This is a genomic window from Citrobacter telavivensis (assembly GCF_041807075.1).
GTDB lineage: Bacteria > Pseudomonadota > Gammaproteobacteria > Enterobacterales > Enterobacteriaceae > Citrobacter_A > Citrobacter_A telavivensis.
In genome coordinates this window covers 418830-429654 of the sequence record NZ_JBGUBF010000002.1, presented here as the reverse complement: position 1 = coordinate 429654, position 10825 = coordinate 418830, and the positions used below count along the sequence as shown (strand labels likewise).

Sequence of the window (10825 nt, the reverse complement as noted above, 5' to 3'; positions counted from 1 at the left end):
TCTGTTCAGTAGACCTATTATGTATAATATGAAACCATATTGAACAGTTTCTGGTGGTTATAATGAGTTACGACTTAATGGTGTTTGAAGAATCAGTTGCTCCAAAAAACAGAAAAGAATTCATGGAGTGGTATTCTGCCCAGATTAAATGGTCAGAAAAACACGGGTATGATGATCCCTTTGTAACTTCTCATAATTTAAACAATTGGTTTATGGAGGTTATAAAGAAATTCCCCCCCATGAATGGGAGTGGGATTTTACAAGAGGAAATGGATATAATATTTGAAAGCGGTAATGAGTCATATCTTACGGATTACACAATTGGAACAAAAATTATTTATATTAGTTTTTCTTGGACAATAGCCGAAGAAGCTTATGAAACTGTAAAAATGCTTGCAATAAAAAATAGCGTAGGTTTTTTTGATGTCAGTTCTTCTAAGGGTGATATCGTATTTCCTGATGGAATTATTATATGAGCAGATAAACCTGATTTGGTAGTGCCTCCAATCAGTAGAATATGTACTTTTCAATGAAGGAACCGATGACTTTTTCGAGGATCTCGACGGAACGCGAGAAGCAAATCATTTTATGTATCAACCGCTTGATGCGGGTGCGGAGGGTCAGGTTATTACGCTCGATACGTTGCGTGAAGATTTTACCAGAAAGTATATAGACTATCGGATCAACAAAAAAAGAGAGAGGATGCCTGGCCATGAAGACCGGACATCCGGGGATTACGGCATGGCTTACGTTTGATTTAGCGGATGGATTATCTGCCTGATTATTTCGCTCCAACAACATCAGGATGTGCGAACTCATAAGGTGTTACTTAGCCTTCACGGTTTGCATCCAGAAAATCAGCCCACCATTGCAACTATGCAGTTTTGCCAAACGTCCCTTTAATAATAATGTTTCCTGATGCCAGATCATCAATGTTATCAGCGTGATCTCCTCCCAATATCAGAGCCAGGCTAAATCAGAGATCTTCGTCTTTCCGGAGACTGCGGATGAATTCAGCCGGAGTCATGTCATTTAATGATGAATGCGTCCTTTCATGATTATATTCCCTGCGCCAGCTGTCGAGTTTGTCCTGCGCATCTTCCAGTGACAGAAACCAGTGAATATTCAGGCACTCATCCCGCAGACTGCCGTTAAATGACTCAATAAACGGGTTATCTGTCGGCTTCCCGGGGCGCGAGAAGTCCATGGTCACGCCGTGTTCATACGCCCATTTATCCAGATTTTTTGAGATAAACTCGCTGCCGTTATCTGTCTGAATACGTACCGGCAGGCGCTTACCCAGCACCCGCAACCCTTCCATCACACCGACCACATCCTCGCCTTTCCTGCATGGATCGCCAGACACTCCCGACTAAAATTATCGACTACAGTCAGCGCCCGGAAACGCCGTCCGTTAAACAGATTATCCGACACGAAATCCATACTCCAGCACTGATCGATATGGGTCAGGACCGGACGTTGCTGGCGATGTGCTGCACTGACATGTCTGCGGGGGCGCTTTCTGCGCAGGTTGAGGCCTTCCAGACAGTAAATCCGGTGTGTTTTCTTATGGTTAACAAGCCAGCCCTCCCGCCGCAGCTGGATATCAATACGCGGACAACCATACCGTATCCGGGTTTCCGCGATCTCCCGGATACGCAGGGTTATCGCCCGATCGTCACGCCGACTCTGCCAGTGGTAGACAGTTCTGCTTTGCATCAGCAACCCGCATCCCCGGCGGACACTGATACGGTATGCTTCCTGCAGGAAATGTACCGCCTGGCGCTTCTGAGCCGGCCTCAGAACTTTTGTTTCAGTACCTCCTGCAGCATCTCCTTATCCAGACTCAGAACGGCCACCAGTTTCTTCAGCCGCTGATTTTCATCCTCCAGTTGCCGCAGACGCCGCAGTTCCGTCACGCCCAAACCAGCAAATTTCTTCTTCCAGTTGTAAAAGGTGGCCTCAGAAATTCCCATCTTTCTGCAGACTTCCCCGACGCGGGTGCCGGTTTCGGCCTGTTTCAACGCAAACGCAATCTGTTCTTCGGTATAACGGTTTTTTTTCATGGTAATAAGCCTTTCTGTGAGCAGGAAGAAAGACCGGAAACTTCAGTTTAGACTGGTACTGTTTTCAGGGGGAGATCAGGAGTACTATTGAGTTCAATAGACTAATAGAATGCTATAACTGCTGATTTATCAAGGGAAAACTGAGTTGGGTAGACTTCAGGGGAGTTGAGTTTGGAGCGGGCGAAGGGATTAGAACAAGCTGCTCAATAACTTGAAAAATATAGAATTTTCAAGTTATATCTTAACTTATACCCCCAAAGATACCCCCAAAGCACAGAGGCTTTGAATTCAAGTAATTACCTTTGTCGATAAATCAGCAGGAAGCGAGATGATAGCAAATGGCAGGCATACTCGAAAGCAGCGATACCGTTAGCATCAGACTAATTACGATTCATTAAACCCAGATCGCGACGGGCCCTCATGATATCAATAATCGTGAGATATGGCGTTTGTTCTTGCCAGCTAAACCCTCTGCGATCGATACGAACCAGTTCGTACTTTTCCACTAGAAAGTTAATGGCATTAGCGAGAGTGATACCGGCATCGATATGTTCCTGTATGACGGTTTCATCACAGAAAGGTGTATCGTTTAGTGTCAGGCCATAATGCTGTTCCAGCAGACGACTAAGTAGCATTTGCCAGACTGCAACGGGCGACAGACATGGCTCCGCCGCCCGCATGTTTCTTGCAGGTAGAAATTTCATTTTTGCTCTCGTGTATTTAATTAGCGTTGAGTGGGATAAATGGCGATGTATACGTAGCCACAACTACCAAGCGTATCGGCTTCGCAGGTGAGTCCGTTGTGATAGAGGGTGACACAGTGCTGATGGCGGGGGGAGAGTTCTCCGCTGGTGAGTATCAGCTCCAGTTGTTTGAGAATCAACGGAAAGGCCTGATCCAGGTATAGCGCGTCATCGTCGCAGAAAACACCGTTAAATCCGGCCCGATCAGCAAGAAAATGCAGGCGGTCGCCTTCTTGCACCAGCCGAGCTCCAAAACAGGGTGTGATCTTACTCTTTAGCCCCCAATGCTGGCAGGGGGGATTCTCCGGTATGGCACCAGATTCTGAGTGATAGTTCATTATTGTTCCTGATTAAAGTGAAGGATTAATTGAGAGTGACGCTTCGAAGAATGACATAGGGACCATTGCGGTCCTGACGACGTTCAGCAAACACGGCCAGAACGCCGCGTATGTCCTCCACCTCGCGGCCAGCATAATGGCAGATACTGCCTGACCATTTATATTTGCCCGTACTGAAGCGAAACAGTCGGGAGCCAGGATGCTGCCGGTACAGAGCCATGGCCCGGCGTTTACTGATGATTTTCATATCCAGCCTCGCTCAGCAAACGACACAATGCCATCCCGACCGACAACAAGATGATCGAGCGTTTTCACATCGACCAGTGCTAACGCTTCTTTAAGCCTGCCCGTAATGTTGCGGTCGCATTGGCTGGGCTCCGGGTCGCCGGATGGATGGTTATGCGCCAGCACGACAGCGGCAGCATTGAAGCGAAGCGCTGACTTCACTACTTCGCGGGGATGGACCTGGACATGGTTAACTGAACCGGCAAACAGCGTTTCGCTCTCCAGTAAACGATGCTGATTATCAAGATAGAGCACCATAAACACTTCTCGTTCTTGTCCCGCCAGCTGTAACCGAAGCCAGTCACGGGCAGCAGCACTTGAGGTAAAATATATGCCGGGCTGGCGCAGATATTTATCCAGCAGATTGATAGCCCGGCGAATGGTCCGTTGGGCATAGGGTGTCAATCCGGAAGTCGCGGGAAGCAGGCAACCATGTTGAGCCATAACCGCCAGCGGAAAGAGTTCAGGCTGTGATGGCAATGGGGATAACGCGGTACTCATGCTTGGCTCTCCTCAGTCGATGAGATGCATAATGGAGTTGCACTCTGGATGGTTCAGCGCGAAATCGCGTAAGCGATAATAGTGCTCAGTCATCGCATCACACTCGGTGCGACAGGCGTGGTGACTGTAAGTCATCAGACAGGCGACCATCCCTGCAGCTTCACTGGTAAGCTCTGCGCCATTGCCGTTCATGCTGTTGAACAATGTCCACTTCTCATCGTGCTCTGACTCGGGAGCCATAAAAGCGCCGCCGTTGCTGAGCGTCGAAAAGCGCCAGATACCACCGTGGTAATCGGCACACAGCCGATCCATCCAGGCGAAAATGCTAGGTTCAAGGGTTTTCCATTGTGAGATGGAGCCAAAGTGCTGCGGCCAGAAACCGATGCGTAACTCGTCAGGGACCACCAAGGCAGTAATTGCTGCCTGCTCAGCGAACTCAAAGTTTTGTGTATTCATTAAACTATTTCCTTATGCCGGAGCGGTTGTTTAACGCCCGAAAAACTCGAGCATGTTTTCTGCCATAACCCACAGAGCGCGATTGAGCTTCACATCACCATCAATACCGGTAACAGCACGGGTGCGGCTGCTTTTCCCCTGTGCGGTTCGCCCTGACAGACCTCCTTTCATCAGGTTCTCCTGCACGCGCTGGTATACGGTCCACAGGTCATCGCTGTAGTCCTCCCGACGACGTGGGGTCAGCAACTGCGATACCGTGATCGGCTGGTAGTCCTCACCAAAGCGATACTTCAGTGCGGCATTCGCCAGCGCGTGACGAGCCGGAGCTGGCAACGCCAGTGACTGCATTGCATCGCGCCTCTCCTCTACCCGGTCAAACACCCCGAGTACTGCGTAAGCCCCCTCAATCACCTTTTCGACAACATTACCCTTATGCGGCACCCGCACTTCGCCAAATGACTGGCCGCAGACCAGGCCGTTGGTACAGACGCCTCGAAACAGCCCCGGCAACATCTGGTAGCTTGATGAGCCGTCATGGCTGTTAAGCAGAATGATTTCCGGCACCTGATGCCCGGTCAGTTGACTGGCACGACGCAGGCGAAGCATGTGCTTAGTGTGCTCCCGCTTGCTCTGGTCCCGAACCTTCGTCTGGCAGGCAAAGAACGGCTCAAAGCCTTCACGCTGCAGGCTTTCAAGGATGGTGATAGTCGGGATGTAGGTGTACCTGTCTGAACGAGATTCATGTTTGTCACTCCCGAACACGCTGGGGACATGGCTCATCAGCTCTTCGTGGGTCAGAGGCCGGTCACGGCGTATCTGGTTTATACGGCCAAAGCGGCTGGCTAATCGCATGGCTAACTCCTTATCTGATAATGAAATAAAAACAAAAAGGCCATGTTCCCGAAGGAGCATGGCCTGTTGCTATCTGGTGTTGGTATGTTGTGAGGTGGAGAGGTCTGAAATGTAAGTAACTAATCGCTGTAGTGTGTGGTCCGGCACTCACTGAGGTCAGACAGCTCTTTTTGCGTATTCTTCAGCCCCGGACTGAAGGTGCCGACTTTTTTATCGTTGACGTAAACATCAAAATTCGCAGCCTGGCTCAGGGCGTCAATAAATGACACCCAGGCATTGTCACCGTTTCGCCAGCCGAGGAATGACGGTAACGGATACTGACTGTTATCCATGACGACCGTTATTTCCGTCCCGTCGTCATGAGAGCTTACTGATGTTCCATCAGGCAGGGTGAGATCAACACCGTGTTGCAGAATATTCTGCGCATCCGGATTGCCAGTGCAGTTCAGATTAAACACCACCTTATCCGGGCTGGTAATGATATATTCGGTCACGCCCATCCCAAAACCACTCGTCCACATATTGGGAATAGCCTGTGCTGTTGATACAGAAGCCAGCATAGCTAATGTAACTATTACGTAAGGCAGTCGCATAATGTTGTCCTCAAATCATGTAATAAAGCTTTTGTTGTTTAAAACAATAAAGTAATGAAAAAACAGTTGGATTATTTTATTTGTTTGTAGCGAAACGCTTCTTTTCCGGCATAAATCCCGACAAGATCGTCATAACGAGGGTCCTTTTTATTCGGGCGGAACGTTACTTTCATATCGGGACTGCACATATCCTTCATGGTGAGATTGAATTCTTTACCTGGCGTAATGGTATACCCTGTTGCCACATCGTCTTTACTGGGAGTGATCCACCCCCATATTCCCCCCGGACAATCTCTGGAAGGTTTCGAGCGAACAACAATAAACCATCCCATTGAATCCACTTCCGTCGCTGTACACAGTTTTCTGACCTGTCGATGGGCATCACACCAGAATATATTCCCACTTTTATTATTCACTGCCGCAGGCAGGAACCCGCTATAAGGACGTGCTGCGTGAGCATTACCTGCGATAAGTAAGGGAAAAAACATGACTGGCAGTAAAGACATTAATTTCAATTTTTTCATTAGATTAACCTTACATTCAATTGTGGAGACCATCTCTAATCAGTTTGTCCGGATTGCCCCCGACTTTCTGATGGAGAAAATGAATTCAGCGACTGCTGAATAAAACGGAAATGAGGTAAGGCAGAGATAAAATGTTTGTCCTCCGACAGCTGATAGAGAAGCTCACTGCGAATAAATGTTTCCCGCGATGGCCTTACCAGATGAATCTCATCCAGCCGGAAGACACGTAATTGCCTGTTATGTTCAGCGACAAGATACCAGTAACCGTCAAGAGCGATTAGCCGGTAAGGTGCGATGGCCTCATGACGCTCCCCTTCAGTCAGAACGGTGATGCGCTGACATCCCGAAATAGCTCTGACCAGCCTGTAGAAGCAGAGCTTTCCTGCCGGGGGATGAGGTCTGTCCTGATGCCATACCAGACAGGGTCGATCATCACAGTCCAGCAGGCTGCTGATCAGTCGCCGGTCAAAGCCAGGGAAAACCCCGGCCAGCCCCGTGCGGTGAGCAAAGGTCAGAATATCTATTTCCTGCCGCGTACTGTGAATATCCGAGCGCAGACTGCACTGCCCCTGGTAATAATCCAGGTCGAGATACATCAGACGTTCCCGAAAGTCACGACGCAGCGTGCGCTCTGACACCCCAAATTCAGTTGCCAGTTTGCGAATAAACAGAGTTTCACCGGACACCAGGCGGCTGATAATCAACGACAACCTGACAGCAAGCCGGTCATGTCGCCGCTCCTGAAGCGTCATGAAAGATTTCTCCTGAGAAGTTAACTCTCTGAATTAATACTGATTACTTTAAAGGAAGGAGTGGACAGGGTATGGACAACATCGGAACTATTTTTTATGAGCAGTCCAGCCTTGTGGGCGCTCGTCTGACAGACAATGATGCTTCGCCTGATTTAATTGATGATAAAACGCACTGGAAAGGACATGTCCACAATCAACAAATCATTAACAACCAGTTCATCATTCGCAGAGAAAATTGCGATATCAGAAGAATATCCAGTCCCAGACGGCCCGTGCGACCGACACCACCGCATCACGCACGCTACGAATCACCGTTTTCAATGGCGCAGGCAGGAATGACGATGACTCAGCCGTATCGAAAACACGGCCCACAGCGTCACCGAAACTGTCACGGGCCTGCGACTTTACCGGCTCTGTGCAGAGTCTCCCTTGCAGTTGTGTCACCACCGGGCTGGCGGCGCGGTCAGGCAGACAACACATCATGTTTGCCACCATATCCTCAATGCCCCATCCAGTCCTGGCGGACACCACACAGACCGGATGATGCGGTTTAAACATTGCCATAATTGCAGCCTGCTTCGCTTTAAGATTTCCCAGTTGGTGCGGTGAAGGCTTGCTGGTGAGAGTATCCCATTCATGACAGGGTTCGATTTTGTCAGCCTGGTTAATCACAAACAGTACCTTTTGCCTGTAAGGTTGCATCACACCGTGCCAGAACTGCTCGTCCACGGTTAGTGCCCGATCATCGGCCTTAATGACCCACAGCACCAGGTCCAGCTCCGGCAGCATACGACAGTACAGAGCACGGTATTCTTGATCCTGTAGTCCGTTTTCACCTACCCCCGGTAAATCGACAATCACCAGACTGTGACGACCGCTGCGCAATCGGAAGCGCAGTACGTCGCGAGTACAGGCGTTCACGTCACTCACCGGGGACACCTCGCCCCGGAAAAGTTCGTTGCAGAGAGAGGATTTACCAGCACCACTTTTGCCCATGATGCCAATCACCGGCTCGTAATGGGTCAGGTTCTGGATACGTTCAAGAATAAGCTGGCGAAGCATGCGCGGAAGCGACGCGAGCGGTTGTTCAAAGGCCTGAAGGCCGTCAGGTTTATTCATACAGTAGTCTCAGCGTGAAAAATAAAAAACCCGCTTTCCAGTCAGGAAGGCAGGGATTCACGGAGATAATATCTATCTGAAATTATTTGGAATTTTAGATTAACACGTAAAGGAAATTGTGCAGCGCAGAACTAAAAGATGTCTGCTGAGTGCCAATAACGGACGTTGTTAAGCTCATGCAGTATGGATTCACGAAGAACATACGTTATTTTTTGTCCTGATTGACTCGGAATGAAAGCTCCTGATGGCTCTCTTTTCGCTCGCTGTAACGATCTGCAAGATAACCGGTTTGTCCCTTAAGCAGCACTGTGATTTTAAACAGCGCCTCGGCTACATCGACGGAACTAAATGTTTCTCGACTATTCTCTAAGGCAACTTGCGGCCTATACAAAAAAGAGCCGGGTTATACCCGGCTTTTTTTAGCTGATTTCAAAATCTTTTAATTCCCCACCTTCAGCAATCAGATTTGAGATCCGCTTCGGCATTCGCCCCTGACCTGACCATGTTTTTGACTCTCCAGTTTCGTCAGTATATCGATACTTCGCCGGGCGGGGGGAGCGCGTCCTTTTAGACTTACCCGGAGAGCCAATAGCAGCCATAAGTTCGGAGGGGTCGATACCCTCATCAAGCATCATCTGACGAAGTGTTTCCAGTTTATCGCGGCGCTGACTTTCATTTGCAAGACGTAATGTCTCTTCTTCTCGTCGTTCTATAAGAATAATTTTAAACTTTTCCAGAATATCTTCCAGCACATCTAATGACATTTCACGAGTCTGAGAGCGTAAGGTACGGATATTGTTTAACTGTGTAAGAGCATCTGACATAAAGAGACCTTTAAAAATTTTTTCGTTGTTCAGCAAATACCAATATCGACGGTTGCTCATCAACCCGATTTCTCTTACTGAGCATTTTAATCCGATTGGTACATATTGTTATTAACGAGGTTTAGACTACTGATATAAATCTCTTATCGCAAGACAAAATCAAGAAGAATGTGCAAGAACTAAATTCTAACCCCTACGAAATGTCCATGCATTTTTAAAGGTACTTAAAACGATGATGCCAGGAGTCATCCGAAGAGCCTTTTTATACCCTCATAACTTATTGCTTCAGTCATACCTGATGAGTTTTAAATCAGGAGAGACATTTAGTGAATTAGCGCCGCCGCTTAGTAAGTTTTTTCACAAATGGCAAGATGGCACACAGGGGATAGACACCTGTATTTTTTTCAAATGTAAAAAAAAAGCCTGCTGTTAGCAGGCCATAAATTTTTTTAACTCATTTTTTGTTCGATTCTGATAAATAGGGTAAGCATGCAATTAAACGTGAATCAGAGAGCATAACAAAAATGCTATAAATATTTCCTGGCCGCATCAAATATCTCCTGTGACGTTAACTCCCTGTCAGTAGCCACGTAAACAATGCCATGATCGCCAGTTAAGGAAGGAAAACCTGCAGACATAATCCGAAGATGTGTATCTTCACCGTTTGGATATTCCTGCCTGATAGAGGATATACCTTCCAGAACGGTCATGACTTTACAGGATTCAGCATTAAAGAAAACAAGGACTTTAATCATATTCTATTACCCTGTTCTCTTGTGGGTGTTAACTGGCAGATGCCATTAAGGTCAAAGCCATTACGCACTTCTTATTTAACTTGCGGTTAGCTTGTGCTTTTAAAATTTTTATGCATTAGTCCTGCACTTCATAACATCGGTCAGCGCACTCATAATTGTGAAAAGTATGCTGATCAGATATTAAGAATAAACGATTTTCCACTGATTTAAGTTATGGGTCTGTCTACTCAGGGATAATCCTTCATCGTTATCGCAAACCCACATTGATTTATTTATCGCAAAGTATTACGTTTGCAGCAGCAGGACCTTTGTCTCCGATCTGAATGGCGAATTCAACTTTCTGTCCTTCAAATAAAGTTTTAAAGTTGTCGACATTAAGCTTAGGAAAATGGACAACGATATCTTTGCTGCCATCAAGAGGAGAGATGAAGCCAAAACCTTTGTCTTCGTTAAACCATTTTACCAGGCCTGTAATTCTATAGGTCATACTGACTCCAGTTATGCATCATTGTATTGATAGTAAACGTATGGACTCAAAAAGAGGGGATATCAACGATAGCGCCTGGTAATGAGAACTGCCCGGAAAATATCTAACTTTCATTAGTGCATCGAACTGATGGGATTCATTAAGGCACAAGGAATCGTTATAAGAAAATTATATTTTAGCCGTCCAGAGGTCCTGTTGGGAAAATAAAAATGGCTGAATGCCATTTTCAATGTATAGTCTTTACGAGTTTTTAATAAGGAATTGACTTGTCCCATAAAATGACAGGAATTGTCAAAAGCTTTGACATTCTTAGTGGTAAAGGCCTCATCATCCCATCTGATGGAAGAAAAGACGTTCTGCTTCACATTTCATCCGTTAACTCCCGCGAATCAGAATTACTCATCCGTGGAAGGCGCATAGAATTTTGCCGGATAAACGGTCTCAGGGGGCCTGTGGCTGCGAACATTTATCTTTCCTGATTTTCAGTGTGTCAAAATAGATAGATTAAAACTTAACCACATGTGGTACGG

General features: G+C 47.1%; 15 protein-coding genes and 3 pseudogenes. 2 read left to right on the top strand and 16 right to left on the bottom strand.

Annotated features, from left to right (window positions below):
- Positions 1-62: 62 nt before the first annotated feature.
- Complete coding sequence (locus ACERJC_RS13150) at positions 63-476, top strand: hypothetical protein (RefSeq protein ID WP_373671844.1); 414 nt, start codon at positions 63-65, stop codon at positions 474-476.
- 31 nt (positions 477-507) lie between these two features.
- Here the strand turns inward: ACERJC_RS13150 and ACERJC_RS13145 are convergent.
- From ACERJC_RS13145 to ACERJC_RS13070, 16 genes and pseudogenes are all read right to left on the bottom strand, one after another.
- Positions 508-666 (bottom strand): annotated as a pseudogene (locus ACERJC_RS13145) (IS1 family transposase); the annotation flags it as partial.
- Positions 667-976: 310 nt separating this feature from the next.
- Positions 977-2066, bottom strand: a pseudogene (locus tag ACERJC_RS13140) (IS3 family transposase).
- A 380-nt stretch (positions 2067-2446) separates the two neighbouring features.
- Entirely contained in the window at positions 2447-2770 is a 324-nt protein-coding gene (locus ACERJC_RS13135) for a TA system toxin CbtA family protein (protein WP_284923924.1), read from the bottom strand.
- 20 nt (positions 2771-2790) lie between these two features.
- Positions 2791-3147, bottom strand: coding sequence for a type IV toxin-antitoxin system YeeU family antitoxin (locus ACERJC_RS13130; protein ID WP_284923923.1), 357 nt, complete (start codon positions 3145-3147; stop codon positions 2791-2793).
- A gap of 25 nt (positions 3148-3172) precedes the next feature.
- Positions 3173-3394, bottom strand: coding sequence for a DUF987 family protein (locus ACERJC_RS13125; protein ID WP_284923922.1), 222 nt, complete (start codon positions 3392-3394; stop codon positions 3173-3175).
- Positions 3391-3933 carry a RadC family protein gene (radC, locus tag ACERJC_RS13120; RefSeq protein ID WP_112047751.1) on the bottom strand — a complete coding sequence of 181 codons (543 nt, stop codon included), beginning with the start codon at positions 3931-3933 and terminating at the stop codon, positions 3391-3393. Before radC ends, ACERJC_RS13125 begins: the two co-directional genes overlap by 4 nt.
- A 12-nt stretch (positions 3934-3945) precedes the next feature.
- Positions 3946-4389 (bottom strand): antirestriction protein, encoded by a 444-nt coding sequence (locus ACERJC_RS13115; protein WP_284923921.1) that lies wholly within the window; start codon positions 4387-4389, stop codon positions 3946-3948.
- Between the two features lie 30 nt (positions 4390-4419).
- Entirely contained in the window at positions 4420-5241 is an 822-nt protein-coding gene (locus ACERJC_RS13110; protein WP_284923920.1) for a DUF932 domain-containing protein, read from the bottom strand.
- 119 nt (positions 5242-5360) lie between these two features.
- A complete protein-coding gene (locus tag ACERJC_RS13105) occupies positions 5361-5834 on the bottom strand; it encodes a YfjT/YkfB family phage-associated protein (protein ID WP_105495399.1) in 474 nt (157 codons plus the stop codon).
- Between the two features lie 71 nt (positions 5835-5905).
- Complete coding sequence (locus tag ACERJC_RS13100) at positions 5906-6358, bottom strand: hypothetical protein (RefSeq protein WP_284923919.1); 453 nt, start codon at positions 6356-6358, stop codon at positions 5906-5908.
- A 35-nt stretch (positions 6359-6393) separates the two neighbouring features.
- Entirely contained in the window at positions 6394-7110 is a 717-nt protein-coding gene (locus tag ACERJC_RS13095) for a helix-turn-helix transcriptional regulator (RefSeq protein WP_012543038.1), read from the bottom strand.
- A gap of 243 nt (positions 7111-7353) precedes the next feature.
- Positions 7354-8229, bottom strand: a complete 876-nt coding sequence (locus tag ACERJC_RS13090; RefSeq protein WP_373671843.1) for a GTPase family protein — start codon at positions 8227-8229, stop codon at positions 7354-7356.
- 205 nt (positions 8230-8434) lie between these two features.
- Positions 8435-8596, bottom strand: a pseudogene (locus ACERJC_RS13085) (arsenical resistance protein ArsH); the annotation flags it as partial.
- 52 nt (positions 8597-8648) lie between these two features.
- Complete coding sequence (locus ACERJC_RS13080) at positions 8649-9053, bottom strand: H-NS family histone-like protein (protein ID WP_024195748.1); 405 nt, start codon at positions 9051-9053, stop codon at positions 8649-8651.
- Positions 9054-9580: 527 nt separating this feature from the next.
- Positions 9581-9808, bottom strand: coding sequence for a hypothetical protein (locus ACERJC_RS13075; RefSeq protein WP_032681776.1), 228 nt, complete (start codon positions 9806-9808; stop codon positions 9581-9583).
- 268 nt (positions 9809-10076) lie between these two features.
- The gene (locus ACERJC_RS13070; RefSeq protein ID WP_032681777.1) at positions 10077-10295 is read right to left on the bottom strand and encodes a cold shock domain-containing protein; all 219 of its coding nucleotides are present in this window, start codon (positions 10293-10295) and stop codon (positions 10077-10079) included.
- Positions 10296-10561: 266 nt separating this feature from the next.
- On the opposite strand from ACERJC_RS13070, the gene cspF reads away from it, so the two are divergent.
- A complete protein-coding gene (gene cspF, locus ACERJC_RS13065; RefSeq protein WP_071993114.1) occupies positions 10562-10774 on the top strand; it encodes a cold shock-like protein CspF in 213 nt (70 codons plus the stop codon).
- Positions 10775-10825 lie beyond the last annotated feature (51 nt).

Bases quoted from the DNA above. Each gene is read 5' to 3' on its own strand.
- ACERJC_RS13115 (WP_284923921.1), bottom strand. From the start codon at position 4,389: ATGAATACACAAAACTTTGAGTTCGCTGAGCAGGCAGCAATTACTGCC.
- ACERJC_RS13135 (WP_284923924.1), bottom strand. From the start codon at position 2,770: ATGAAATTTCTACCTGCAAGAAACATGCGGGCGGCGGAGCCATGTCTG.
- ACERJC_RS13090 (WP_373671843.1), bottom strand. From the start codon at position 8,229: ATGAATAAACCTGACGGCCTTCAGGCCTTTGAACAACCGCTCGCGTCG.
- ACERJC_RS13150 (WP_373671844.1), top strand. From the start codon at position 63: ATGAGTTACGACTTAATGGTGTTTGAAGAATCAGTTGCTCCAAAAAAC.
- ACERJC_RS13125 (WP_284923922.1), bottom strand. From the start codon at position 3,394: ATGAAAATCATCAGTAAACGCCGGGCCATGGCTCTGTACCGGCAGCAT.
- ACERJC_RS13070 (WP_032681777.1), bottom strand. From the start codon at position 10,295: ATGACCTATAGAATTACAGGCCTGGTAAAATGGTTTAACGAAGACAAA.
- ACERJC_RS13080 (WP_024195748.1), bottom strand. From the start codon at position 9,053: ATGTCAGATGCTCTTACACAGTTAAACAATATCCGTACCTTACGCTCT.
- ACERJC_RS13110 (WP_284923920.1), bottom strand. From the start codon at position 5,241: ATGCGATTAGCCAGCCGCTTTGGCCGTATAAACCAGATACGCCGTGAC.
- ACERJC_RS13130 (WP_284923923.1), bottom strand. From the start codon at position 3,147: ATGAACTATCACTCAGAATCTGGTGCCATACCGGAGAATCCCCCCTGC.
- ACERJC_RS13095 (WP_012543038.1), bottom strand. From the start codon at position 7,110: ATGACGCTTCAGGAGCGGCGACATGACCGGCTTGCTGTCAGGTTGTCG.
- ACERJC_RS13100 (WP_284923919.1), bottom strand. From the start codon at position 6,358: ATGAAAAAATTGAAATTAATGTCTTTACTGCCAGTCATGTTTTTTCCC.
- ACERJC_RS13075 (WP_032681776.1), bottom strand. From the start codon at position 9,808: ATGATTAAAGTCCTTGTTTTCTTTAATGCTGAATCCTGTAAAGTCATG.
- ACERJC_RS13105 (WP_105495399.1), bottom strand. From the start codon at position 5,834: ATGCGACTGCCTTACGTAATAGTTACATTAGCTATGCTGGCTTCTGTA.
- radC (WP_112047751.1), bottom strand. From the start codon at position 3,933: ATGAGTACCGCGTTATCCCCATTGCCATCACAGCCTGAACTCTTTCCG.